We start from the raw sequence: 26,219 nt of genomic DNA, 5'->3' as shown, positions 1-26,219 counted from the left end.
AACAGGTGCTTGGTGCATAAATGTGTTACTTTACCAGAGGTTGCCTTCCCACATTGATTTGGTCTTGTCGGTGGTACTCTGGTTGAGTTTTTGCAGGTTAACCATAAGTTCTCCCCCTGAATACCCCACCCGGTCAAAAATAGCATCAATACCAAGCCGGCGGAAATATTCCTCAAATTCCTGCAGGGTTTGTGGATTCTGAAACCGCAGGGTAACCTCATCATAGAGTTTTTCACCGTTGCCAACCCTTCGGACAGATCGGCCATAGGAGAGATGATGCTTCTGCCAGTCTTAAGCATCGTTGATCCATTGTCTCTTCGTCCTCATCCCATTCCACGGTCTGGAAACCTTCCCTGACTACTCTGGAATACAGGTAATCCCGTCCCACCTCGTTGTAGAACTTGAAAGCATGTTCGAGATCGGCGCAATTACTCTGAGAACATGTATATTTGATAGGTGCCATGTCCATATCCAAATCCTTGATGACCACCCCTTCATGTCCCATCTCACCCAGTTTTTTTATAATTTGCATGATCTTTTCAGCAGCCTCTTTCCTTTCAAACTCTCCCAGGAAAGGAACCTGCTTAAAACCAAAGGAAGTGGCCAATTCTCTTCTTTGTCTGACAGGCAGGGGTTCACCAGTCTTTTTGTGGCGTATATCGAAAACAAAAAATCCAGTGTCTGTGTATCGTAGACCTTTTTGGAGACATAAGGATTTTCGGGTCCTGCCATTTCCCCGTGCACTACCAGGTCAGGGTATTGTCTGAAAAAAGAGGGGTCTAAAAGATAATTGACTTTTTCTGTGGAATAGGGACAGATATGCCCGCTGCGGGTGAAAGCGATAAGTTTCCCTGCGTTTTCAATTACACGGACATTATAGCCGTTCATTTTTTCTTCGACTATGAGTTTATCAATTTCTGAAAACTGGTTATTTATGGAAGGCTCAAGCAGCATCGCACGCTGTATTTTCGGGAAACCCAGGATTAAGTCCAGTTTTCCATCGCCCTTTTGCAGGAGCACACTTCCTCTTTCTATACCTGAGACGGAAGTTTCGAACCTGAAAAAATTCGTGTACTTTCCCCAGTTTCTTGATAGGAGTCTTTTTTCAAGCAGCCTTTCCAGTCTGGAGACTGACAGCCCTAAAAAGCGGGCTGTCTTTTCCATATCAAGTTCTGGTTTCTGCGAACCTTTCATCCTTTTCCTTCATTTTGCCAGGGTATCTACAAGGGTACGCCGGGTGATAAAGCCCGCGAAATCCTCCTCCAGGTTGAGTACCGGTACTCCACCGATATTGTTCTTGAGCATCATATCAACCACCTCGGCAACTGGTGTGTTGGTGTAGGCGGTCTTGGTACCCATTTTCATTATATCTTCGACAATCAGATTTTTGATCCTGGAATCCTGCTGGTTTCCGGATACAAGTTCCCGGAAGGCTTTCATCGCTTTGGCAATATCCTGTTCGGTAATTATGCCCAGCAGTTCACCGCTATCCATTACAGGGAACCTGCCCATATTGTTCTCGAGTATTATGTGCCTTACATGACTTACCCTGTCGGCCGGGTTGACGACTACAGGTTCCTTTATCATCATTTCACCGGCAAAACCATCGAAATACAGGTTTTGAAGAATTTCCTGAGGAGTAACCCAGCCCATTATATCCTCATTATCGGTGACTATCAGAACCCCGCCTTTCTTTTTCATCAGGGTAATGGCATCATCAAGATCGGTGTCTGGCAGAACTTTCACGAAATTATCCGATACAGCAGTGGCCACATGAAGGGAAGAGGCAGGTTTGGCCCCCTTCTTGCGGGTTCCCAGTTCTTTGGTAAGGTTCCTCATAGTCAGGACACCTACAAGCTGACCACTGTGAGTCACCAGCAGCCTTCTTGTATCGTTCTTTTCCATTATGTCCAGTGCATGAGAAATAGTGTCTGCTTTATCTACGCCTATTGGTTGTACCATTATGTCCTTTACCTGCATAATAAACATCTCCCGGGAATTTACCTGCTTAAGCAGCCCTTATTATATCGATTCTGCTCAAGATTCCTGTTATCTTTCCTTCCTTTTCGACAGGAAGGCCTGTACGATTGTTTTCTACCATTACTTTGGCTGCATCTGAGAGGTTATCTTCGATATTTACAACCCCGTCAAGTTCGACCATTATATCCTCTGCTACCAGAGGTACATCTTTTACATACCTGTATGTTCTTTCACCCGCGGGAGTGGATTTACGTGCCATTTTGATATTCTTTGACTGCATCTTACCTTCATTATCCTCCATGGCACTAAGAGCAATATCCCTGGTGGAGATCATACCGACAGTGTCCCCAACATCGTTTATCACTATTACTTTACTGACTCTGTGCTTTTCCATTTCATCTATTACATGGTTGATTGTATGATGGCGGTGCACCTCCACAGCGTCATCGGTAAGCACTTCGGAAATTTTAGTTGTTATGGCTTTATCTGCTACATAACGGACTACATCCCCGATTGTTACGATTCCCTGTAGCTTGTTCTTGAACACCGGCAGGTTGTTGATCTGATTTTCCAGCATCAGGTTAATGGCCTGGGATACGGATGCATCGGGATAAATAGTGATAACCGGTTCAGCAGTCATCACCATTTTTGCCGGGATCTTGTCAATGGGGCGCCGTCTCCACATTGGTTCTGCCTGTGCAAGGCGGCTGCTGATATCACTTTTTGTGATAATTCCCTTTATTTCATCCTCTTCAACAACTATCAAAGTACTGATCTTGTGACGAAACATCAGGTTCCTTGCGTGTGATACAGGTTCCTCTGTTCCAATCACATAGACCGGAGTACTCATTATATCCGATACATTCATTTTCCTATCCTCCGTAAGAAATTTTATTGTTTGTCTGCCAGTGCAAGCAGGATATCCCTTTCTGTCAGGATTCCCTCTAGATTACCATCTTTTATTACAGGAAGGCATCCGATTCCTTTTTCAAGCATAATTTCTGCTGCTTCGCCGAGATCAGCATCCGGTATTGTCCAGATAAGCTCATTATGCAAGAGGGAGCTAATCGGGCTGTCGAAAGCCTCATGGATGTTACCTGTGGTTAGTTTTTCAAAAGCTTCCCCGGTTCCCAGATAACTGAGTATGTCGGAAGATGTAACGACTCCGACAAGTATATTGTCCCTGACAATAGGAACTCTTTTGAACTCATTTTCAACCATTGTCCTGGCAACATCCCAAATCGAGGTAGCTGCATCCGCAGTTTTGACATTTCTGGTCTGCCATTTTTCGACCTTTTTCCCGGTCAGCACTCCTTCTATAAAGGTAAGGAAATCCCTTTCTGTACAGATTGCTTCCAGATGACCATCATTGTCCACTAAGGGCACGCATCCAATATGTTTGTCTATCATCAACTCAAAGGCCTTTTCAATATGCGCATCGTTCCTCAAACTGTGGACATTATGCTCCATTATGTAGCGCACCTGTGCATTTATAGCTGAAAGCAGGTTACCTTTGAATTTTTTCTCCACGAAAAGGCTTCTTTCTCCTCCCCCCAGCAGGTCCATTATATCCACTGAAGTGATTATTCCTTCAAGTTTTGATGTCCCTGCATTGACAATAGGCATATGCTTGAAATGCATCTTGCTCATTTTTTTAATGATATCTATTATGGAAGTAGTGGGATTTGCGGAAATTACATCTTTTGTTGCAACGGCCAGCATACTTCCCTCATGCTGGGCTATATGAGCCTTGAAGTTGACATTCCCCCTATCCATTGTACTCTCCATACTGTAGGCCTTTGGATCCTTGCTGATATCTGTCCCTCCTGGATTACCGGCATTTTTTTGTCTGGAACTCATTTTATCCTCTTTTTGAATACGTGTTTTATCCTTTGAATTCACCTATACCACCCGGTATAATGTGTTATATCATCTATACAAAGCCTACTTATTCGGTATAGGCCCTGAGCAGGTCGCTTCTGTCTACAATGCCTACAGGTTTGTCTTCAACAGCCACTGTTAATCTGCCGATATCATAATGCAGGATTTTTTCTGTACATTCTTTAACGGATGTATCCTGTTTGATGCTGTAGGCAGGTGTTGACATTACTTTCTCAACTGGCTGATTATGTATGCTGCCGTCTTTTTCCCTGACTCCTATACGTGCAAACCCCGATTTTATCAGGTCTCTCCTGGTAACCATGCCCATCAGTTTATTTTTCTTTGAGACCACCGGAAGGCCTGTATAATCATTTTCAAGCATAGCAGACCAGATTTCCCCGATGTTATCTTTCGGTGTGCATGTGGTGACAGGAGAGGTCATGATCTCCCTGACTGATTTTGATAAATCCCGCTTCACCATTTTGCCAAGAAGATCGGTATTGCTTACAATTCCTGCCAGGTTTTGTTCAATGGAACTTTTAACCACGGGACATCTTTCAAGTTTTGCTTCCAGTAGCAAGGAAGCGGCCCTCTAAATATCAGTCTCAGGTGTTATCTGTGGGACCGGGTTCACAAAACCGGCAACAGTGACATTTGATTTTGTGGATGCCACTTTTAAAATATCCTGATCAGTGATCATTCCCGAAACCTTCCCATTGTCGTTCACAACAGGAATTCCCCTTAGAAAATGATCTCTCATCAACTGGCGAGCATGGGTCACAGTGTCACTTTCGTGTAGATATACTGCGTCCCCTGACATAGTTTCATTTATCTGCGTGCAAAAATCCCCCTTATTTGCGGCGTTGGTTTGATGGTTTTTTAGTCGTAGTATCCTTCTTCTTCCTTGCAGTCTTCACAAAGGGCCAGCCCGTTTATGTTTGTGAGTTCATCTACATACGAACCACAACGCTGGCATATTCCTCTTTCCAGATAGCTCTCTTCAGGAATCCCTGTTTCCCGGTTCATTTCAATGAGGTTCTCTAAAATAGTATTGAGACCCGGAGAAATTGTAAGGATGTCTCTATCTGTAATAATACCAACAATATCTTCCCCCTTATTGACTGCAAGTCTACGTATATTCGACTTTACCATCAGCCTGGATGCTTCTATAACGTTAGTAGAAGCCTCTACCATTATAATCGGAGATGACATGATCTCTGTTGCCGGGACAGAGCTGGGTGTTTGGTCCTGTTTTACCACCTTGCCAACAATATCACGCTCTGTGATTATGCCAATAGGTTTATTTTCCCTGCTTATTATGACGCTGCCGGTACCTTTAGCCATCATTTCCCTGGCAACCTCAAAAATGTTCCAGGTAGCATCTAAGCTCACAACATTGTGGGACATAAGATCCCCCACAGGTATTTGACTCTCGATTCCCCCATAAGACGAGTCTTCGCTGTTATGCTCCTGCACGACCATTGCATCACACTCCTATATAGAATATTTCTGTTTATGCCTTATATAGATGTTCATTTTGCATTGAAAAGAAATTTTCTGGGAAAATGATGGAGTACTAGTTATGAAAAATAAGCATGCATGAAGGTGAATATCACCAAATATTATTTATATTAGGTTTGTTGAGGAAAAATCATTTTGTAGAGGGTATATCAAGGATGAACTTTGCTCCATGTGGTGTGTTATCCTTTACTTCAATTTGGCCTCCATATCTTTCTATAACCTTTTTTGAAATATACAGACCCAGTCCAGAATTGCTATCCCCTCCCTAAGTAAATCCTTCCTTGAAGATTTTGGTCTTTATTTCATCGGGGATTCCTGTGCCGTTTATCCTCTATGGAAATATGACAATACTTCCCGGAAGGTGCCATTTTTATCCTCATTTTATTGGCTTTACCATGAGCAATTGCATTTTTTATTATATTTTCAAAAACGGAAGATAAGGCGTTATCTGCCAGAACCTTGCAATGGCCATCAATGGAAATATCCATTTCAATATCTGTACCTGCAATTTTTTCTATTATTTCCTTCACTTCATAACAGTCAAGGTCTTTCCCGGTACCAATAAGGTTTTCAAGTCCTTTCATGTCATTGATTTTTTCAAAACTGCGGTCAACAGCTTTTTTGGAAATCTGGATGTATTTTGGATTAGGCCTGGCTTCATTCATCTCCAGGGACATTTTAATAGCGCCCAGGTTATTAGCCAGGTCATGACGCAAGATCTTGTTAATTACTTGCAGCATATCGTTTGCATCGGCAAGCAAATTATGTGACTTCACCAGTTCATTCTGCCTGGCAATATTCTCCAGCATTAGTGTAAGTACAGTGCGAATGCTCAATGTTAAATTCAGGAATTCATGTAAGCGACTCGGGTAGGCTATATTTTCCAGAACAAATATCCCTTCATCCCCGTCCTTTAAACTTAACCTGAAACAGAAACTCTTTTTTGAGGGGGCTATTTTGTAATATTCTTTGCTTTTAAGAAAAGCTACAATTTCCTTTTTCTGGAAATCAGTAAGATGTATGCCACTTTGTGCTTTTGTGTTATGTGCCTCAAAATAACACAGGTTTTCGGGCAGGCACATCATTGCAAAGAATTCTTTTGTATGATTTATAATATCCTCTTTCCGTTCATATGAGGATAAAGTATAAACTGAATCCATTGCTATTAAGTAAGAGGCAAGCTGTTCTTCGAGCTTCTGATTTTCTGTTTCTTTTTGCTTAAGCATTAATTCCATAAGTTTTGCATTGAGGATATGCAAATAAGCGGATTTATCGCCGTCCTGACATTCTTCAGCCTTTATGTGGTATATTTCATTATTACATATGTCCAGTACTTGGGGCAAAGATCCTTCATTGGCAGATGTAATTATATACAGAGTACCATGGCTTTCTAGCAGTTCTTGCTGTGATTCAGGGGCTAAGTTCCTGAAATCCTGCATATTAAGTATGGATGCGTCTTTTACCATCTTTTTATTGGAAGTGAGCCACTCACCATGGACATAGAGGTCATTTGAAAGCAACAGTATAGGGGTTTTCAATTCCATATTTCTCAGTTATTTTTCCAGTGGGTAATTACCATATTTTTTCACAGCATTTGTGATGCTGAGAAGTGTTTCATGCGAGACATCCCATACCATTTCCCCGTGATTATCTGAAAGAATATATCCGCCACCGTCACCTGCTTTCTGTATGGCTTCCCTCACTTTATTTTCTGTTTGTTCAGCTGTCCAGTGCCTCATTTCAATAGCATTGAGATTGCCCAGCAGGGAGGTTTTTCCCCTGCACCTGTCTTTTAGCTCGGCCAGGTCCTCCATTGCACTTACACCCAGTGCAGCAGCCCCTGTATCCTGAAGGTCTTCAAGGATTGGCATACTGCGTCCGGAAGCCAGATGTGTGGCCACAGCACCATTGATATTGCTGATTGTATCTTTTGCAACCTTATATCCTGTTTCGAGGAATGTTTCCCTGGGCACTATGGTTGGGGATGAAACCGGATCAAAGTAACAAATTGCCGTAGCACCGGCTTCAAGCTGTGAGTTGGCCCATTCTGTACAGAACTGCTTGTTCACTTCCATTAATTCCCAGAACTTTTCTCTGTCCTCATACATCAGGTCAAAATACCTGTCAAAACCCATTTGCATGACAGGTAAAGAAAACGGGGACATCACAACCCCTATAATAGGGATCTCTTCGCCTTTTTCCCTGTAGAGAATATTGATGGCCTTACGTACCTCATCAAATCCTTTGTATCCCATTACATCAGGAACTTCCAGCTCATCGATTTGTTCGAATGATTCGATTATGGGTTTGCCTGCATTGGGTGGCCCATCATCATAGAATACGGTTGAACCGCCCAGCCTGGGTTTCAAGAGAGGCATAAAAGAAAGGATAGAAGCAGTCATGCCCATAGGTTTCCTGCATTTTAAGCTGTGCCCGGGCAACGTTTTCCCCATTTGAAAAGTATTCCTCTGGATGCATATTCAATAACTGTGCACCATGTCCCGTAAGCAGAAGGAAATAAGGAACCCTGTCAGGTTCTTCGTGACCAAGAGTTGTAAGTACACGTTCCATAGGTGTCATTGCGTTTTTCATTGGTGCACCTTCTCTTTATACTGGTCAATCAGTTTGTATACGTCAGAGGAAGTCCTTGCCATGTGATCAGCCCCAACTTCCCTGTACAACATATCGTCAAACAAAAAGGGGCACCCCCGGCAATAACCTTCGTTTTCAGTCCCCTTTTATCCATACGTTTTTTGAGTTCCCTGATCTTCAGGGCAATATTAAGCATCAGGGTTGATGTGAGGAGCAGATCGATACCATCCTCATTGAGTTTCTCAACGAGCTGGTCGGGGTCCATGTTATCGTATTCTTTAATTGAATGTCCCGTTGATCGCAGCATTGAAGTAACAACCTTTTTACCCAGCATGTGATAATCACCAAGTGTAGTTATGGCTATTTTCGGGTAATCAATTCTTTCAGGACTTGCGGCAGGCAAAATCTCGTTGATAAGTTGTTCTGCAATCCTGCCTGCCATGTAATTCTGGGAAAGGGCAATTTCCCCTGTATCCCAGGCGGTTCCGATTCTTGTAAGGGCAGGAGACACAATTTCATCGATTACCTGAAAAGTATCATTTTCCGAAAGGGCGCCTTCAAGTATCTGTTTAGCATGCACTCGATCAAATTTAAGTAATGCATTTTCAAAATCAAGAGATTTATCTTTGTGTAAATAACTCATTATAACTGCCCTGATATATTATAATCAATATTTTATAATAGATGTATTAAAAGTTGTCGTATAACAGTGTGCATGAGTAAAAAAAAGTCCACAGCCTTAAGCCGTGGAAAAATTGGAAGACAAAACTCACTTTTTCAGTCAACAATCACTTTACTTCGTCCTCCGGCATTGAGCTCCACTTCCTCATTGAAACCGGATTTAGCAAAAGCATCGATTATCTTAATCGGTGTATCTATATCGACTTTGTCCACAAGCTCGGCCTTTTCATCCCAGAGAGCAATCCTGATCCTGCCCGTTTCATCGGAGACATATATATTGGAAACCTTCCCTTCACTGCCGTTGCTGCGGGTAAATTCCTTGAGGTCTCCCATACCGGAAACTGCTCCTTTGATTGAATAGGGCTGGCCGGGGATTATGTCGGCAATTGGGGTATAATCTTCTTCGAACTCCACTTCCCTGTCGGTTTTGCGCAGACTGCTGTGGTTGCCCACCTGTATCTCTACTTCCTGGCTGTAGTTGTTAAGCCGGGCATAACCATTGATTATTTCCACGCTATCCCCTGTTTCAAGCTTATCTGCAAGTTCGGTACGCCCATCCCACAGGGTAATCCGGATCTTGCCGGTTTCATCCCCTATTGTAATGTTGCGTACCCGTCCTTCAGAACCATCGCGTTTCTGGAAAGTGCGCACATCCGATACATCCAGGACCATTCCAACGACATTTACATCAGAATCCCCGTCCTTTATGTCCGAGATACCTGAGAGGTTTATATTTGCCTCGACATTTTCCTCACTTTCAGAAATGCCTCCACCTCTGCCGATATTAACTTCAATTCCTGAATAACCTTCTTTGGCGTAGCCACTGATATTGTAACTCTTACCGGCACTGATATCACCGGTCTTTAAAAGGTCTGCAAGATCATCCCAGAGGGTTACCCTGATCGAACCGGTTTCATCCGCCACTATAATATTTCCAACCCTGCCTGTGGTGCCGTCGTCACGGCTGAATTCCTTTGGTTCAAAAACAGAAACGGCCTTTCCTGTGAAATTCACGTTGGATGATGCCTCATTTATGTCTGCAATCTTGATCGTCTCAACGCCCGCCTCCGTAGCACCGAGGTTATGTGCTACCAGCAGGGCGGCTGTCTGGACATCACAGAGGTTATGCATCTCCTCTATTTTTTCCTCTACCTTTGCTTCAAATTCTTCCCTGGAAATTATGCCTTCCAGTTTTTCATATACTGTATCGATATCGTCCATCAGCACACCTGCAATCTTTGATAATAATGAATAGTTAGTCTTCATTGCAGGGCGAATGTGATAAACCTAACGAAACCTGTCATTCCGATAATATAATTAACCATAAGTTCCATCCTTTTCCTGATATCATGATCCGAAAGTGTGGAGAACACGGCTATTTCCGTGGTGAGGAATGCCCCCAATGCGGGGAAAGAGGTAAATTTATGCTCGATGATGAGCATGAGATGAGACTGGGGCGTTTCGTTTCCGGTGTCCTCAGGCATTTTCCGGATGATGTAGGGCTTGATATGGATGCCCAGGGGTGGATCGAGCTTGATGCTTTTTGTGAGGCAATGAAAAAACGGTATAAGTGGGCAGGCAAGCTGCGTCTGGTGTCCCTTGTGGAATCTGATCCAAAACAGAGATATGAAATTGATGACTCTTTCATACGTGCCCGCTATGGTCATTCTATAGATGTGGATCTTGATTATCCCCTGTATGATTCTGATGTACTCTATTATGGGGTCAGTCAGGAAGAGGTTGATATGCTTCTGGAAAATGGTATCAAACCTTACAGGCAGACCTATATTCATCTGAGTAATACCAGCCAGCGTGCAAGGCAGGCGGCTTCGGTGCATACCGATAATCCGGTGATACTTGAGATAGATGCAGCCAGTGCTGCAAAAGATGGATACGAGTTCCTCTGTGCCAACGACGAGATAGTACTCAGCAAAGAAGTTTTACCTGAATATATAGAAGTTGTAGATGAATAAACGATCCCTCGTTAAATGGCAAAAGACCAACAGCAGACCCCCATATTTCCACTGGAGACACATCTACATTTTTCTTTTAGTCTGATCTTTTTGTTCTTTGGTAAGTACCATAAAGTTCTTAAAGGACAAAATCCAACTAGAATTGGTCATTAAAAATATATGATCATTATTAACATTATCAAATTTCATTAGGTGTTATGATCTAATGAATAATCAGCCAATGCAGATAAATTTGGATCATTACGATTGGCTACCAACATGGGTGGCCAATGATCAATAAAACGGAAGCATTATCAGATTTCATCACTCATAGAAGCATATATTTCCGATAGGGTCGGTTATATAACATTGGATAATTTAGATTAGATCCAATCACACAAGCAAAATTGAACTTAAACAAGTTAGTTCACAGTCTTATGTGTTCATTCGGACTGTTGGTACAACATTGTCCGTGGGGGACAAAAGCATAGAGCCGGCATTATCCGGGCTTGATGTGGTGACTTCTGGAAATATTGATTCTGTTTTTCTTTGTTCTGATCGCGATTTTACTGCATTCTCTAAGAATAAGGAGTGAATCAACAATGCAAAGTACTGATACAACAAAGTATATCATTCATTCAAAAATCAATGCTGACGGGGTGATAGAACGCCCTGATATCGTAGGAGCTATCTTCGGACAGACCGAAGGTTTGCTGGGGTCTGATCTTGATCTGCGTGATCTCCAGAAGACCGGCAGGATCGGCAGGATCGAGGTCGTTGTAAGCACCAAGGGTGGAAAGACCAAGGGCAACATACACATTCCTTCCAGTCTGGACAGGATCGAGACATCAATCCTCGCAGCATCCCTGGAAACCATTGACAGGGTAGGTCCCTGTTCTGCGAATATCGAAGTTAGCAATATAGAGGATGTGCGTGCGACCAAACGCAAACACATAGTTGAAAGGGCCAAGTTCATTCTCACAGGTATGTTCGATGCCAACCTGCCCGAATCCCAGGAAATCGCTGACGAAGTACGTCAATCCGTACGTGTCGAAGAGATGCAGTTCTTTGGCAAGAATAAGAATATCCCCTGCGGTCCCAATGTACTTGATTCCGATGCCATTGTAGTTGTAGAAGGACGTGCCGATGTCCTGAACCTGCTGCGTTATGGTATCAAGAATGCCATCTGTGTGGGTGGTACGAATGTGCCTCCTGAGGTTGCAGAACTTACCCGGAAAAAGACCGTAACCGCATTTACCGATGGTGACAGGGGAGGCAAGCTTATTATCAAGGAACTGCTGCAGGTAGCAGATATCGATTATGTGGCCCGTGCCCCGGATGGTAAAACGGTTGAGGACCTTGTACAGCGGGAAATCATACGTGCCCTCCGCCAGAAAGTACCGGTAGAACAGGCCATGGAAGCCTATTCTATCGATCAACCTGCTGAAAAAGCCAAACCCTCCACCCCGTCAGGTCCTAAAAAGGGTGGCCGTATCGCCAGGGTTCCAAAACGTGAGAAAAGGGTCAAACCTGATCGTGCCAGGAATCCCGCTGCCAAAATGAAAAAGATTTCAGAGCCACCTATTAAAAAAGAAAAGCCTAAACCTTCCAAGTCAAAGCCTGCAACATCGCAAAATCCCGTTCTGAAACGTTTAAGTCCTCATTCGGAATCGCTTGCAGGTACCCTTGGAGCACGCCTGCTTGACCAGGATGATAAGGTTGTCAATGAAACACCTGTACGTGACCTTGTGAATACGTTGAAGAATTCAGAAGAGAATGTGAAAAGTGTGGTATTTGACGGTGTTGTTACCCAGCGTATACTGGACATAGCATCCAACAAAGGGATCGATACCCTGATGGGTGTGAAAAAGGGCAATATAACCAAAAGTCCTGCAAACGTAAAGGTTTACACGTCTGCCTGATCCATGTGCCGTAAATTATATCAATATTTCATACCTCTCCTTTGCAGGAGGAAATATCGTGCAGAGGAGAGGCCTGCTTTTTTTGTTATTGATTTTAGTACTGTTTACCTCTGGCTGTTCTGACATAGGGGACACGGTGAATGATGTTAATGAAACCATGGCTCAGGGCAAGGAAGATGTTGAGTACCTGAAATGGATGAAGGGTTCACTCGATGTCATTCATTCCGATTATGCCGATATCAAACAGTCTCTTGAAGTCCAGGACATGGTAACACTGGAAAGAGCTGCTGGCAATCTTACTACTCACTGCAGGGAATCCAAAGAAACAATGCAATCTTTCAGTCCATCTCCAAGCCTGCAACCTGTGACAGAGAGGTACAGTCAAATTCTCAATCAATCCTGCAGTCTGGGTACTTTTCTGGAAGAAAATGCAGCCACTCTTAATTTTACAAATGAAACAACCCTGCAGAGAGTTGAGAAAAATATGGCTTTTGTAAATGATTCGTTAATTCTCAACAATTGAAAGTCAAACTTGATTGTAATATGGAGTAGTTGCCATCTTTGGACATTCAAAAACATAACGAAAAATAAGAAACTATATATATTATAGATTATTTGAGGGGAATAGTTGAGGAATACTGCGAAAATACCCCCAAACTCCCCCAATTGAGTATTGCAGTACTGATCCTCCAAAACTCATCCCCCCATCATCGAGTATTCCTCAACAACCCCCTCCTTTTTGGTCTTCTTTTTTCTTTTTCAAAGCTTAGCATGGCTATTGGTACATAATTAATAAAAAATCAAAAAAAAGAAAGACTGGATTATTGTCTTCCTGAGTTTTTCAGGAAAGGATTACTTCCAGATTCTCCTGCTCTGCTGCAAGTTTGACTTCCTGGGAAATACGTTTGCCCGTGGATAATCCTTCTTCTATGAAATCGGAATATGGTGAACCATTGGTGTATATATTGGTCCCTGCTACTATCCTGGCTGAAATCTCGAAGACCTTGATCTCAAGCTGGTCTGTAAAAACCGTTTCCAGACAGAAGGATCCGATCATGCCGCCAAACAGTTCGAGGGATTCTTCTACAACCTGTTCCCCGAGGGAAAATATCTTGGGCATCAGGGATTCTCTGGCTACCAGGGGGATATTGCCGGTAACAACATAGGTCGGCTGCACACTTGCTTTTTCCAGTTCTTTAGGAGAACCCAGGCGGAATATCTCATCGGCATTGGATTCGACACGCCTGTCCATGCTCAGCAGTTCAAGTGTTCCTTTACTGAGGTTGTATCCTTCTTGCTTGAGGGGTGAATAGAAATAGTGTAGATAATAGCGTGTGCCTACAATGAACTCCTGGACAGTGTACTTCTCACTTTCATCGATATTTTCCAGAAATTCCTCATAGTTCTTGGCAATGAAGAAACCACGTCCTCCTTTGGCGCCGTGATATTTTACCATTACAGGACCGTGGATGTCCTCGGGTTCTACAAGCCGGGGCATGTGGATCCCTGCTCCCTCCAGCCATTCCCGCTCTTTTGTGCGGTCTGATTCCCAATTGAGTACAGCACGGTTACCAAAGCTGGGCACTTCAAGATCAAGGAATTTATCGGCACCCATGTATTCCACAAAGGAGCCATGTGGTATTATTATGGCGTTTTTCTGCCTCAAAAGGGGGGCGATATCGGGAATATTCTTGTAACTGTCAACGGAAATGAACTCATCGGGTTTGGCCAAGGGAAAGGCATCATAAAAGCGCGGAGGCTCACCTATGCAAATTCCGATTGTTTTTAACCCCTCTTTCCTGGCTCCATGGAATATCTGAAGGCTGGAATGAGAACATACCGTTGCAATCGCCAGGTCATCGGTATTGTAGTCTTTCAGGATGTCGGAAATTTGCTTTTTCGTGATCATGATATCGCCTTAAAAGTTACATCACATTGTCGGAAGTAATATTTAAATTTAAGGATTACTACAAAACGTTCCGCACATTACACTAAATTTATTAGTTTATTGATTGATACTCCTTTGTATGGAAAACGATGACAATACGGAAAAAGTATTGGTTTTACCTTTAAATGAAGATTCACGTAAAATCACCCAGACCCTTTCCAATGAGAAATCCCTGAAGATCCTGGAATTACTCGCAAGACAGCCCATGTCTGCAACTTCGATAGCCGAAGAGCTTGATATGCCCCTTACCACTATCAAGTATAATCTGGATGGCTTGCTGGAAAGCGAACTCATACAGGTAAAGGAGACCAAATGGAGTCGCAAGGGCAGGGAGATCAAGATATATGAACCCATGCAAAAAATGATCGTGGTGGTCCCGGGTAGCAGCAAAACCGATCGCTCCAGTATCCTCGGTATGCTGCGCAAATATGTGGCAATGGCAGGAGCGGCTCTATTTGCAGCACTGGGTATTGAATATCTCAGGGATTTTGAACCTCTGGGCCAGACCACGCCACCGGTTGCCCCTGCGGTGATGTCTGAGATGCGGCTGGCAATACCAGCAATGATACGGCCCTTTTTGCTGGCGGAGCTCCCACAAACGCAACCACAGAAGCTGCCAGGGCAGCCGGTGAATCGGCAGGTGCAGCAGATGCCAGCAGTCTGATATCTGTGGATTTCCTCTCCCATATAGGCGTGTGGTTCTTCTTCGGATGCCTGTTTATAATAGCAGTACTTGCGTTGTGGGAAATTTATAATAGGAGAAAGGTGTAATTGGGCACAAGTGATCCTTTATGAGAGTTGCTCTCAAAATCGCTTATATTGGCTCTTCATATCGTGGTTCTCAGGTCCAACCCGGAGTATCCACCGTGGAAGGGACACTTTTTGAAGCCCTGCAGTCCCTTGAGATTATCGAGGATCCTTCCTCTGCCAGGTTTGTAAGTGCCGGGCGTACGGATACCGGAGTGCATGCCATGGGACAGGTGGTGGCTTTTGATACTGATAAACCCAACCTGGCCATTCCCAGGGTGATAAATTCCAAACTACCGGGGGATATATGGGCGTGGTCCCGTGCTGAAGTTGACAGTGATTTTCATCCCAGAAGATATGCCAGAAATCGTACCTATCGCTACATAACACCTGCAATGGATGCCGATATTTCAAAAATAAGAGCCGCTTGCAGTATCCTTGAAGGCAGTCATGATTTTGCTAATTTTTGTTTCAGGGATAACGGGCGCAGTACCATTCGCAGCATCGAAAAGATCGATGTGAGACTTGCCGGGAACCTGCTCAGAATCGACATCACGGCCAACAGTTTCCTGTGGAAAATGATTCGCAAGATTGTAACTGTCCTGTTGCTTGTGGGCAGTGGTGCCAGGGATCTGGAATGGCTGGAAAACATGCTGGATCCTGTTTCCTATGAAGAGGGTATCAAACCTGCAAAACCCTATGGGCTAATCCTGACAGATGTGAATTATGGCGATTCAGTCCAGTGGTTTGATGACGGTTACTCCATGCGTCGCTCCCGTGAAAGAATAGAGGAATATCTTGTTTATCATCAGGTGCTAGCCGAGGTAATGGACCAGTTTTTGCCAAAAGAACAAAAGGCTGAATGATGCAGTTACATATCAGGGATGCTGTAATAGATTATGAGATAGTTCACCGTCCCGTCAAATACGGGAGGCTGGAGTTTAGGGACGGAATGTTGCGGGTAATAGTTCCCGAGGGATATGGTAATACTGCAGCCTTTATCGAGAAAAATACAGACTGGATTTACAACAAACATTTGCATTTGCAGCGGGTGATTGCTCTAGCCGGGGAAAAGAGACTGGAAAAAAGCGCGTTGAGCCTCACTTTCATAGTTTGGTGGAAAATATTGTACAAAGGCTGCAACGTGAACTGGAAGTAGAGGTAAGGGATTTAACTTTCAGGAAAATGAAGAGGAAATGGGCCAGCTGCAGCAGTAACAAAAAACTTGTTTTCAACCGGCACATGATGTATCTGCCGGATAATCTGATAGAATTTATTGTGTATCACGAGCTACTTCATCTTATCGAGTTTAAGCACAATAAGAGATTCTGGAACCTGGTAGAAGCCAGATATCCTCAACGACAAAAGTATGACCTGGAACTTGCAGCATACTGGCATCTAATTAAAAGGACATTTCACTGATTATTTTTTTGCAAAATTGTGATATTGCGGGTCAGGCTTCTGTGTATTTTCTGGCTGTACTGTTTTAATATGGTGAATCCCACATCCAGTGCGATTCTGTTAATCTCCATCTCCGAGACGATCACTGCTTTACTGGCGGGTTTGAGGACCCTGTACATTTCTGCGAAAGATTCTTCGTATAAATGCCGGATGGATTCTGCCTTGATCATGGCAGACCTGCCATAGGGTGGATCGGTGATCACTGAATCAATACAGCTGTTTTTGAGGGGTAATTTACAGGCATCTCCCTGCAGCAGGTTATAACCCCCGCCGAAATATTCCAGATTTAGTTTTGCTCCCTGTATGATCTCATTGCGTGCTTCCAGACCGATTACCTCTGAACCCAGCATGGCCGCTTCCACAAGTATGCCGCCGGTACCGCAGAACGGATCCAGCAGTCTGGTATCCTTGTTTACCCCTGCAAGGTTTACCAGCGCCCGGGCTGTAATGGGCATGAGTACTCCGGGATAGAAAAAGGGTTTCTTGTGGGGTGCACGTGCATGGAAGGCCTTGCGGTCTATGGATGCAATGACAGAGCCACACACGCATTTTTCAGTCAGTATGAGCCTCAGGGTAACATCGGGTTGGTTGAGATTGGCCCTGTATCCCTTCCTGAAAACAGCTCCGCCTACCCTCTGTTCCAGGTAGGAGCCTTCCTCGCTGGTATGGTGATTGACCTTCCGGACACGCACTACAAAGGTCTGGCCTGCAGAAAGATGGGGTTTTATGTCGCAGTTTTCTGCACTGGAATGATGGTTTCGGGTTCATTATTGCAGATGAAAGCAACCCGCAGGATATGATGGCCCATGGCCAGTTTGCCGGCGATTTTTTCCAACCTGATTTCGGCATCCGGCTCTTCAAGTTCCACCACAAGACAGTGATCATAATGCTGCGTGTATACCGGATTGAGACCTTCGGTAGCCAGACAGGCCAGAGCCTCGTCTGCAGCGATTTCTTCATGGTCTCCGGAAAGCTCAAAAGCGTAGCGCATATCAGAACATCTTTTCAAGGGCCTGTCTGCCGGTCATACCTTCCTCAATTCCAATGTCAAGGGCCTTTTTGCTCACAGATTTCAGAGATGCCTGCAGTACATCTTCAAAACTGTCCACACCGCTTACCACAGCAGCCAAATCTCCCAGCTTGTCTGCAGTTTCCATATTGAGATAGCCACACATTACATAACCCATGTCGGCTTTGATCAGGAGCAAGGAAGCGTTTTCAAATTCCCATTTGAGACCCTGTGCTGTACCATTTTCCAGTTCGATCTGTTCTATTATCATTTTGCTCACCCGGTTATTCAAGATAAAGGGAAAAATATGATGTATTCCCTATATTGCCCCTCACAAAAGTAGTATTTTTGCCTTCTGAAACAGTAACATTCTCCATTCCTGCTGTGGAATTTATCTCCACTGTATCGGCAAGTTCGATTACCACTTCAGACTGATTCTGTCCCCTGAAGGTAAAGTTCGTGCCGGAATTGAGAACTGGAGTATCAAAAATATAGTCGACACTGTAACTGTTTTCTATCCTGTCTGTTTTGTTGATGTCACCCAGTGTTTCAAATCCCATTTGTGCTGCGATATCGGTCACCTGGATATTCTCGGAGGAACCATTGATCTGTACATCCATCTCCTCTTCCAGTTCTCCTTTGAGGTAATTGCGCACTTTGACATCCATTTTCAATACTTCCCAGGCGTTGACAAGCCCGCTGCCGTCTCCCAGCTGTGAATCAATGTAATCTCTGTAAAGAATGGCGGAGGAATTTGTGTAACTTTCGTTGTAATTCCATTCCATGCTGTCGTTTTTGAGTATTATGTGATTGCTCCAGGTCATCTGGGCGGATGCGGGCATAATCAGGATAAATAGTACAAGCAGGATATGTATTGCAACCACAAGTTTACGCAAAACGGACACCTCAGCGAGTAGTGATCTCACACCCATCTTCAGTGACAATCAAAGTGTGTTCGGCCTGGGATACCATTCCTCCGCCCACCTCTTTCAGTACAGGGAAGGAAGTGATGATTTCAGCCTTTTCAAGTTGCATCAGGGCAAGTTCGATCTTGGGAGAGGTCAGCCATCTTTTGGCAAAGGGTAAGGTGCTGTACTCTTTCAGTTCCTTGAGAAGTTTGCGGGCTGCAGGCATGCGTATGGGCTTTTTCTGTATGAACTGGTAAATTTCCGTGAAGCTGCCATCTGAGATCTTACCCACACCATCTGTCGCAAAGGGCTCGATGGCTATGATATCGCCTGCCTGAAGTTGCGTTCCCTCTCCGATATGGCGATTGGGAATGCTTGGCGGGGTATGTGCCTGATAACGTGCAAGGCCGTGGCCCGTGAGATTTGCAACCGGTTTGAATCCCTTGTCACGGATTGTGTCCTCGATAACCGCTCCGATTTCTGCAGTATTCACACCGTTTTTGACAGTATCTATGGCTGCATCCAGTGCTTCTCTGGAAGCATCTGCCAGATCCTTATTTCCTGAAAGGTCAACGGTCAGGGCGGCATCGGCAATATAGCCATCCACATGTACTCCCATATCCAGTTTGACTATGTCCTTGCCAAAAACTTCCGTATCTCCTGCCATCGGGGTCGCATGGGCGGCTTCGTCATTACGTGAAAGATTGCAGGGGAAAGCGGGTTTGCCTCCAAGTTCCATTGTACGTTGTTCCACAAACTCGGCTACATCCAGCAGCTTTGCTCCTACCTTGATTTTATCCGCGGCTTCCCCGCGTACCTGTGACAGAATCTTACCGGCGGTTAGATACTTATCGAGAATATCCTCGATTTCCTGAACTTTATCCTGCATGCTCATCACCTGTTATGATTCTGGAGATAATAGTTATAGTACAAATTCCTTTTCAAAAGTGTTCAGGTTCTCATAACCATGTTCTGTTATCAGGACCAGGTCTTCCAGGCGTATCCCGCCGATCTGTGGGTAGTAGAGCCCCGGTTCAATGGTAATGATATTACCCGCCTGCAGGGGTATCTCCCTTAGACCGATGGAAGGTGCTTCATGCACTTCCAGTCCGACACCGTGCCCTGTGGAATGGATGTATCCTTCTCCCTTCTCAGCATCTGTGGAATATCCTCTTTCTTCGAACACGTCACAGACCGCCTGATGCACATCATTTGCTGCAACACCGGGTTTAAGCATTCCCAAAGCCTTTTCCTGGGCTGCAAGTACTGCATCGTACATCTGCTGTAATTGTTCTGTAGTTTCTCCCCTGGTTACGGTACGGGTCATGTCGCCGCAGTAGTGATGCAGTTTATGCTGCGGGAAGATGTCGATCACAATGGGCTCGTTTGCCAGCAGCTGTCCATCACCATGCCAGTGCGGATCGGCTGCACCCTTGCCACAGGCCACAATGGTTCCATGGGCCCGGCAATCATGATCAAGCAGGCAGTATTCAATAATCCTGCGTACCCTGGACGCTGTCAGGGGCTGGTCTTCAAGGAAGAGCTTATTGTCATCGATCTCAGCGGTCCTGATGGCTTCAATGGCTGCCTGCATTGCCTCTTCGTTGGCCTGCTGGACCTGCCTGATGAGATTGACCTCTCCCTTTTCCTTGACCTCACGCAATTTTCTTAAGGGGCTCTGGATTGGATTGACGGTAAAGCCCATCTCCTTGAGCACCTGGGCTGTATAAACGGGAAAATCCCGGGGTACTGCCACATGTCTTACTCCTTCCTTCTGCAGTAACTGCCCGATACATTCTCCGTAGGCCCTGCCCGGGTCGGCTGTTTCCTTGAGACGTTTTTTGTAATCGCAGAAACTCAAAGGCACGATCTCCTCTATCCTGCTTTCCTTCTGAGCCCTGCCCTTTTCCATATCCGATATCAGCATAATGTCCCTGGCATTGCGGGTCTGGATATAACAGAAAGGGTCTCCTGCCAGGAATTTCGTGGCAAAATACATATCGGCATTGGAAGAATCGGCAACAAGGAGGTAGGCTTCACATCGATTTTTTGCAAGGGCTGCAGTAACGTCCGGGAAATTGTTTGTCTGCTTCATGTACTGAAATTTGTACTGATGTTACATAAGGGTATCAGCGGTGAATAATTAAATCGTTATAGAAGTTGTATTTGAACAAGAATTGCTCATTATTTATTAAAATCATCATATTACTTATTTAATTTTCATAAATTGTACAAACGCAAATACAGTTATTATATACAAGATTTCTTAATGTACTATTAATGGTTATTTTTATATATTATTATACTTAATTTTATTATACAAATAAATCAAAAAACGTAGGGCAACTTGGATTCTCATAAGAATTTACCTGTGATGAAAATGAAATATAATCAAAATCAAATAAGAAAAAGTGGTTCACTATCAATTTTAGTAACAATATCAATATTAGTAAGTATTTCATTTTTTTCTGGAATGGCCATGGCTGACAGCGGAGAAGACACTTCTATAGGAGGTGTAAGAGCTGTTGAGAAAGATGGATGCATGTTCCTGGGCAGTGATTTTATAGAAGTTGGTATTTTGCCTAATGGTGGCTTTGGAGCAGATGTCACGCCTCCAGCTAATTTTTTTGGAGTGAGTCGTGGTGAAATTGGTTTATATTCAGATGTAGATGGCTTTTACAATGACACTTACGACTACCGTTATGATTATTTCCTTCCCGGGACTCCAGAAGAACGTTGGTCCGTGGGATTTGTGAATGATGGAAGTGTGAATCAGGCTTCTAATGGTCGTTCTGCAGGTACTGCAATTTCAACAACAATTACGAATATTACCGATAGCGAGGCAGGGAGAGTGGCAGTAGATAGTATTTTCAAGGACAAACTGGTCATCAACCAAACTTATGAACTCAAGCCCACGGAAAGATTCCTGAAAGTAAATGTTACCCTAACAAATGCTGGCTCCGATATGATGGAAAATGTACGCTATCAGCGCTCATTCGATCCGGATAATGGACATGATGTAATCGGTGTTTACATTACTAATAATACGATAGTCAACCAGCAGGGTACAAGTAATAAGGCAATCGTAAAAGCTGAACTCCGAGATGCTGACCTCAGTACAGAATTAGGTCAGATATCGAGCATACCCATATTCTATTACACTCAGGATGAGGATGCTAGGGTTTCCAGCGGTAATAGTAGTAGTGGCTTAACACCAATCAATCCTCCTTATGGAGAACTTGATTGGGATTCCGCACCATCGGAAGGTTATAGTGTAGAGGCTGACACCTACATTGCAGTGACATTTAACAAAAGTGCTCTTGCACCTGGTGAATCGGTGAATTATACATTTTACATCGGCCTGACCACAGACATTGACGAAACAATTTCAGATGTTGAAGAAGATGCAGGCAATCCTGATCCCGCTCCTCCTAAATTCAATTCTACACCAGAGGCCTTTTTCATTAATAATGATGGAACCAGTCGGGATGTAAATACGAATTTCACTTTTGGCTATAGCGGGGCAAACATCAGTCTCAGTACACAACTGGATAACAGTTCAGTAACAGCAGTAACTGCGAACTTTTCGAATATACCGGGTGAATCTGCCGGACAAGTTCCTTTCGAATATCAGGGTGAGGGCGTTTTCACTCTTCTCAATTATACGCTTCCTGATTCAGAACCGGGAATATATTACATCACCATTCTGGCAAATTCTTCCGGCCAGATGAATTCTACAACATGCCCTATAATGTTAGACTTCAACCCGAAAACAGACATTGCTGGGCTGGGAAATCCAAACACGACTGACTGGACCATAACCAATGATCTTACCAATGTAAGCAATCTGACTTTTGAAGCAAATGATAGTAATGGTAACGTAATTGGAAGTCTGGAATTCACGGAAAACGTAAATTTATGTGATATTGGATTTGCACAGAAATTGCAGCAATTCGGGGAATATATAAATTTCGCCACAGCGCAAACAACCCTGGATTCTGCCAACCTGGGCAGATTGAATGTTTCCAGTAACCTTACAATGCGAGGTCTTGAATCCTTTGACAACCAACCTGGAATATTGCTCAATGGTCAGCCGATCCTACAAACAGGGCAAGTAGCCAGTGATACTGTATCAGGTCTTCAATGGGATGCAGATAATGGTGTGCTAACTTTCAGTACAGAACACTGGTCCACTTATACCGCGGACGGTGAAGTGCCAGAAGTAATTCCTAACTCACCTATTGAAGGAGTAGTTGGACCCGGAGATTTGCTTGAACTGAATGTTTCTGTAAGCGACACATCTAGTGTATCTTCTGTAGTTGTCAATGTCTCCAGCATAAATAACACAATAGATGAAGCCATTTTAAGCAATAACAATGGCTATTGGACTAACAATTCTGTTGTTGCTGATGCTGCAATTGATGGTCAGTATTATCTGAACATCAATGCAACAGATGCTGTCGGAAATTCCAACAGTAGCGTGAACTGTTCAGTAATTATGGATTCTGTCCCTCCTGAAATAGAAATCTCTGGCAATTTCACTCAATGGCAGAATTCCAGTGCACTCATTGATGTGAATCTCAATGATGACAACGAAATTGCAAAAGTAAGATGGGATAGCGGAAATCATGAAGCAAGTCATTTTGAAACAAGTGGTAATGAGCTTTCTTCTCCCTACGATTTCACAGTAACAAGCAATGGGTCATACACAGTATATGCACAAGATGCTGCAGGTAATGAGAACATAAGTTTGGTTCAGGTTTCCAAAATAGATACTACTGATGCAATCATTAATTTTGGAACCAACGGCAACAGTACTTATTCTGCAAATCACAGCACCACAGTAAGTGCAAGTGATTCGCTTTCAGGTATCGAAAAACTCGAGTATTCCTGGACCCAAACAGAAGAATCTGCAGGTAGCTGGTATGAGTTTACTAATGGTGATACTTTAAGTAAGGAAGGAGTCGATGGAGACTGGTATTTGCACATCAGAGCTACCGACATCGCCGGTAACATCAACCACTCGGTATCCAATGTATTCAATTTTGATAGTAATCCTCCTGTGATCAATGCTGTTGAATTTCCTGTAAACACCAATACAGGCGAGATTGTTGGTATTGGATTCAATGTGACTGATCACATTGGAATTACCAGTACCGATTTCAACATTTCAACTAACGATACTGCTGAACTTACAGAGAATGGTAACTGGTACAACTATACTCTTAATGTCCCGGTTGATTCAGTTATCGACATTGACTTTAATGCCACTTTCTCTGACGCTGCAGGCAATTTCAATGCAACTGATGACATTTCCGTAAATGTCACAGATAATATCGATCCTGTAATTCAAACTACGGTTTATGAAGAAAATGTCAATACAGGTCAGACTGTCGTTATTGGATTCAATGTAAATGATAACATTGGAATTACCAGTACTGGTTTCAACATTTCAACTAACGATACTGCTGAACTTACAAAAGACGGTAACTGGTACAACTATACTCTGACTGTACCTGAAGATTCAGTTGTCGACATTGACTTTAATGCCACTTTCTCTGACGCTGCAGGCAATTCCAATGCAAGCAGTGACAAGACAATAAATGTCACAGATAATATTGCTCCAGTAATTCAGGATATCGTTTATGAAGAAAATGTCAATACAGGTGACGTTGTTGGTATTGGATTCAATGTAAATGATAACATTGGAATTACCAGTACCAGTTTCAACATTTCAACTAACGATACTGCCGAACTCGCAAAAGACGGTAACTGGTACAACTATACTCTGACTGTACCTGAAGATTCAGTAGATGACATTGTGTTCAATGCCACTTTCTCTGACGCTGCAGGCAATTTCAATGCAACTGATGACATTTCCGTAAATGTCTCTGACAACATCAAACCATCCTACAACTGGTTTAATAAGGTGGAATCTGCCAACACTGGAGACAACATAACCATTAAACTCAATGCCACAGATAACATTGGAGTTGAAACACACATCATCACTGTAGACGGTGAAGAATACCAGATGGTCAATGAGTCTGGAAATTATACACACAACATCTCCATCCCAGCAAGTGATTCTGGTACACTTGTAAGTTCGATAACATACAATTGTACCTTTGTTGATGGTGAAGGCAACATGAACAGTACTGGAAACACTGTGGTCGATGTCTCCATCCTGCCGATTGCCGATTTCTCGGCCAACGTGACAAGGGGTAATACACCATTGAGTGTGGAATTTACCGATAATTCTTCAGGTCTTGTTGAGGAATGGAACTGGGACTTTGGCGATGGCAATACTTCCACCGACCAGAACACTTCACATGTATTTGGTTCGGGCAACTTCAATGTAAATCTTACCGTGAATAATAGTAACGGGACTTCCAGCAAAGAACTCAATATCAGGGCTGCCGAGGAACCGGTTTATGTAGTGTCTCCGAAAGAAACAGAACTTTTATCAACATATGGAGACGAGAAGAATTTCAGTATCAACAGTACACTGTCTTCCAGTTATGAATGGTTCATTGATGGTACACCACTAAATGGTTCAGGAGTAACATTGCACAATAACAATACCAATGATTCTGTCCACCTGTCTTATTGCAATGTGAATACCAGCCAGTACATCGATCAGGATGACTTTTTCATGGATGTGTACAATATCTCGGCACACGTCAGCAATGAGAGTATTGGCAGAACTGACGTAATTTCCTGGCAGTGGACTGTAACAAATTCATCAGCAAACAAAGGAGATGAAATTGATCATCTGATCAATACAACACCTGAGGTAAATACATCTGGTAATGAATCACATGTACGTTCAATACCAGTAATGAGACATCCGAGAAGACTGGAATTGAATGTAGCATCAACACGGTTTCGTTCAATACAAGCAATGAAACCGATGGTATTCAGATCAAGATTGAGGTGCTAAATACGTCTGCACTCAATGAATCTGAGATTGATTTCGCAAAAGAATCAATATATCAGTATATGGATATCAGTTTCAACAATGAGAGCCTGGTAAATGAGGGTAGTAATAACAGAAGTATCGAGTTTAAGGTTCACAATGAAGTAAATGGCGGATCCCTGCTGATAGATACTGTTTGGTTGAGACATAAGGAAACTTCAGAATGGAAAGCTTACAAACCCGAATTTGTAAAAGATGATGACACCTATTCGTATTTCATAGTAAGGGATATACCGGGATTCTCACCCTATGCTGTGTCAGCTGACTATAAGTATGATTCAGCAACCGAATCAGATGATGGTCTTCCTGCATATCTTAAATTGAAGATGTTTAAAGAGCAAATGGAAGATTCCACTGAAGATGATGAAGTTGTGGATGTTGAAAAACCACAATCAGAAGATACGGTTTCTTCACAACAACCAGATAGCACAGACATAACAGAAGATACCAATAAGGAGGATACAACTACTGCAGATGGAGACAATAATCTGGCAGTAATGGGTATCGGGCTATTAGGATTGATAGTCATATTACTCATAATCTTCAAAAGGAAGGAAAAATAAAACCATTGGGATTTGGCTGTTGGCCCTGATTATTTTCAGGGTCATTTCTATTTTTTAAATATATTAAGAAGTAAC

At 43.4% G+C, this 26,219-nt stretch carries 28 protein-coding genes and 1 pseudogene; 8 read left to right on the top strand and 21 right to left on the bottom strand.

The features are described 5' to 3' along the window. Positions 1-30: 30 nt before the first annotated feature. The 14 genes and pseudogenes from C9889_RS10780 to C9889_RS05770 form a co-directional block, all read right to left on the bottom strand. Positions 31-631: pseudogene (locus C9889_RS10780) on the bottom strand (RNA ligase). Next, complete coding sequence (locus C9889_RS10775) at positions 520-1,194, bottom strand: RNA ligase (protein WP_263853981.1); 675 nt, start codon at positions 1,192-1,194, stop codon at positions 520-522. The pseudogene C9889_RS10780 and the gene C9889_RS10775 overlap by 112 nt, the downstream one beginning before the upstream one ends. Before the next feature lie 9 nt (positions 1,195-1,203). Then, entirely contained in the window at positions 1,204-1,980 is a 777-nt protein-coding gene (locus C9889_RS05815) for a CBS domain-containing protein (protein ID WP_191985824.1), read from the bottom strand. A 28-nt stretch (positions 1,981-2,008) separates the two neighbouring features. Further along, positions 2,009-2,848: a CBS domain-containing protein gene (locus C9889_RS05810; protein WP_129597907.1), complete on the bottom strand. Its 840-nt coding sequence runs from the start codon at positions 2,846-2,848 to the stop codon at positions 2,009-2,011. 23 nt (positions 2,849-2,871) lie between these two features. Further along, positions 2,872-3,882: a CBS domain-containing protein gene (locus C9889_RS05805; protein ID WP_225420009.1), complete on the bottom strand. Its 1,011-nt coding sequence runs from the start codon at positions 3,880-3,882 to the stop codon at positions 2,872-2,874. A gap of 46 nt (positions 3,883-3,928) precedes the next feature. Then, the gene (locus tag C9889_RS05800; RefSeq protein WP_225420008.1) at positions 3,929-4,441 is read right to left on the bottom strand and encodes a CBS domain-containing protein; all 513 of its coding nucleotides are present in this window, start codon (positions 4,439-4,441) and stop codon (positions 3,929-3,931) included. Positions 4,442-4,453: 12 nt separating this feature from the next. Beyond that, a complete protein-coding gene (locus C9889_RS10440; protein ID WP_225420007.1) occupies positions 4,454-4,681 on the bottom strand; it encodes a CBS domain-containing protein in 228 nt (75 codons plus the stop codon). A gap of 59 nt (positions 4,682-4,740) precedes the next feature. Further along, the gene (locus C9889_RS05795; RefSeq protein ID WP_129597905.1) at positions 4,741-5,343 is read right to left on the bottom strand and encodes a CBS domain-containing protein; all 603 of its coding nucleotides are present in this window, start codon (positions 5,341-5,343) and stop codon (positions 4,741-4,743) included. Positions 5,344-5,512: 169 nt separating this feature from the next. Beyond that, positions 5,513-5,626 carry a HAMP domain-containing histidine kinase gene (locus C9889_RS11475; protein ID WP_129599450.1) on the bottom strand — a complete coding sequence of 38 codons (114 nt, stop codon included), beginning with the start codon at positions 5,624-5,626 and terminating at the stop codon, positions 5,513-5,515. A 58-nt stretch (positions 5,627-5,684) separates the two neighbouring features. Continuing rightward, a complete protein-coding gene (locus C9889_RS05785; protein WP_129597903.1) occupies positions 5,685-6,926 on the bottom strand; it encodes a sensor histidine kinase in 1,242 nt (413 codons plus the stop codon). 9 nt (positions 6,927-6,935) lie between these two features. Next, positions 6,936-7,760: a uroporphyrinogen decarboxylase family protein gene (locus tag C9889_RS05780; RefSeq protein WP_394342234.1), complete on the bottom strand. Its 825-nt coding sequence runs from the start codon at positions 7,758-7,760 to the stop codon at positions 6,936-6,938. Continuing rightward, positions 7,714-7,974 carry a uroporphyrinogen decarboxylase family protein gene (locus C9889_RS11470; protein ID WP_394342233.1) on the bottom strand — a complete coding sequence of 87 codons (261 nt, stop codon included), beginning with the start codon at positions 7,972-7,974 and terminating at the stop codon, positions 7,714-7,716. The genes C9889_RS05780 and C9889_RS11470 overlap by 47 nt, the downstream gene beginning before the upstream one ends. Positions 7,975-8,002: 28 nt before the next feature. Beyond that, positions 8,003-8,617 carry a cobalamin B12-binding domain-containing protein gene (locus C9889_RS05775; protein ID WP_129597900.1) on the bottom strand — a complete coding sequence of 205 codons (615 nt, stop codon included), beginning with the start codon at positions 8,615-8,617 and terminating at the stop codon, positions 8,003-8,005. Between the two features lie 134 nt (positions 8,618-8,751). Beyond that, on the bottom strand, positions 8,752-9,876 hold the full coding sequence (locus C9889_RS05770) for an OB-fold nucleic acid binding domain-containing protein (protein WP_129597898.1): 1,125 nt from the start codon (positions 9,874-9,876) through the stop codon (positions 8,752-8,754). A 128-nt stretch (positions 9,877-10,004) separates the two neighbouring features. Here C9889_RS05770 and C9889_RS05765 point away from each other — a divergent pair, with 128 nt between their 5' ends. The 3 genes from C9889_RS05765 (at position 10,005) to C9889_RS05755 (ending at position 13,052) form a co-directional block, all read left to right on the top strand. Beyond that, positions 10,005-10,628 (top strand): RNA 2'-phosphotransferase, encoded by a 624-nt coding sequence (locus C9889_RS05765; protein WP_129597896.1) that lies wholly within the window; start codon positions 10,005-10,007, stop codon positions 10,626-10,628. 581 nt (positions 10,629-11,209) lie between these two features. Continuing rightward, a complete protein-coding gene (gene dnaG, locus C9889_RS05760; RefSeq protein WP_129597894.1) occupies positions 11,210-12,529 on the top strand; it encodes a DNA primase DnaG in 1,320 nt (439 codons plus the stop codon). Between the two features lie 58 nt (positions 12,530-12,587). Beyond that, positions 12,588-13,052 (top strand): hypothetical protein, encoded by a 465-nt coding sequence (locus C9889_RS05755; RefSeq protein ID WP_129597892.1) that lies wholly within the window; start codon positions 12,588-12,590, stop codon positions 13,050-13,052. 318 nt (positions 13,053-13,370) lie between these two features. Here the strand turns inward: C9889_RS05755 and C9889_RS05750 are convergent, their stop codons facing one another. Beyond that, the gene (locus C9889_RS05750) at positions 13,371-14,438 is read right to left on the bottom strand and encodes a formate--phosphoribosylaminoimidazolecarboxamide ligase (RefSeq protein ID WP_129597889.1); all 1,068 of its coding nucleotides are present in this window, start codon (positions 14,436-14,438) and stop codon (positions 13,371-13,373) included. Between the two features lie 118 nt (positions 14,439-14,556). Here C9889_RS05750 and C9889_RS05745 point away from each other — a divergent pair, with 118 nt between their 5' ends. The 3 genes from C9889_RS05745 (at position 14,557) to C9889_RS05735 (ending at position 16,646) form a co-directional block, all read left to right on the top strand. Next, positions 14,557-15,141, top strand: coding sequence for an ArsR/SmtB family transcription factor (locus C9889_RS05745; RefSeq protein ID WP_129597887.1), 585 nt, complete (start codon positions 14,557-14,559; stop codon positions 15,139-15,141). Between the two features lie 127 nt (positions 15,142-15,268). Further along, positions 15,269-16,090: a tRNA pseudouridine(38-40) synthase TruA gene (gene truA / locus C9889_RS05740; RefSeq protein ID WP_129597885.1), complete on the top strand. Its 822-nt coding sequence runs from the start codon at positions 15,269-15,271 to the stop codon at positions 16,088-16,090. A gap of 151 nt (positions 16,091-16,241) precedes the next feature. After that, positions 16,242-16,646, top strand: coding sequence for a M48 metallopeptidase family protein (locus C9889_RS05735; RefSeq protein ID WP_129597883.1), 405 nt, complete (start codon positions 16,242-16,244; stop codon positions 16,644-16,646). Here the strand turns inward: C9889_RS05735 and C9889_RS05730 are convergent. The 6 genes from C9889_RS05730 to C9889_RS05710 are packed head-to-tail and all read right to left on the bottom strand — an operon-like array spanning position 16,640 to position 20,697. After that, a complete protein-coding gene (locus C9889_RS05730; RefSeq protein WP_318531530.1) occupies positions 16,640-17,377 on the bottom strand; it encodes a TRM11 family SAM-dependent methyltransferase in 738 nt (245 codons plus the stop codon). The genes C9889_RS05735 and C9889_RS05730 overlap by 7 nt on opposite strands. Positions 17,378-17,409: 32 nt before the next feature. Next, the gene (locus C9889_RS11185; protein ID WP_318531529.1) at positions 17,410-17,676 is read right to left on the bottom strand and encodes a hypothetical protein; all 267 of its coding nucleotides are present in this window, start codon (positions 17,674-17,676) and stop codon (positions 17,410-17,412) included. A gap of 1 nt (position 17,677) precedes the next feature. Next, entirely contained in the window at positions 17,678-17,965 is a 288-nt protein-coding gene (locus C9889_RS05725; protein ID WP_129597881.1) for a YunC family protein, read from the bottom strand. A gap of 13 nt (positions 17,966-17,978) precedes the next feature. Beyond that, the gene (locus C9889_RS05720; RefSeq protein ID WP_129597879.1) at positions 17,979-18,620 is read right to left on the bottom strand and encodes a hypothetical protein; all 642 of its coding nucleotides are present in this window, start codon (positions 18,618-18,620) and stop codon (positions 17,979-17,981) included. After that, on the bottom strand, positions 18,601-19,491 hold the full coding sequence (map, locus tag C9889_RS05715) for a type II methionyl aminopeptidase (RefSeq protein WP_129597877.1): 891 nt from the start codon (positions 19,489-19,491) through the stop codon (positions 18,601-18,603). The genes C9889_RS05720 and map overlap by 20 nt, the downstream gene beginning before the upstream one ends. 33 nt (positions 19,492-19,524) lie before the next feature. Beyond that, positions 19,525-20,697: a M24 family metallopeptidase gene (locus tag C9889_RS05710; RefSeq protein WP_129597875.1), complete on the bottom strand. Its 1,173-nt coding sequence runs from the start codon at positions 20,695-20,697 to the stop codon at positions 19,525-19,527. A 378-nt stretch (positions 20,698-21,075) separates the two neighbouring features. On the opposite strand from C9889_RS05710, the gene C9889_RS05705 reads away from it, so the two are divergent. Then, entirely contained in the window at positions 21,076-25,545 is a 4,470-nt protein-coding gene (locus C9889_RS05705) for a PKD domain-containing protein (protein ID WP_129597872.1), read from the top strand. Beyond that, positions 25,467-26,144: a PGF-pre-PGF domain-containing protein gene (locus C9889_RS05700; RefSeq protein ID WP_225420109.1), complete on the top strand. Its 678-nt coding sequence runs from the start codon at positions 25,467-25,469 to the stop codon at positions 26,142-26,144. The genes C9889_RS05705 and C9889_RS05700 overlap by 79 nt, the downstream gene beginning before the upstream one ends. Positions 26,145-26,219: the final 75 nt, after the last annotated feature.

This window comes from Methanohalophilus profundi, assembly GCF_004137855.1.
GTDB classification, from domain to species: domain Archaea; phylum Halobacteriota; class Methanosarcinia; order Methanosarcinales; family Methanosarcinaceae; genus Methanohalophilus; species Methanohalophilus profundi.
Note: the sequence above shows the minus strand (reverse complement) of the source record. Positions and strands in the feature narration are given on the sequence as shown.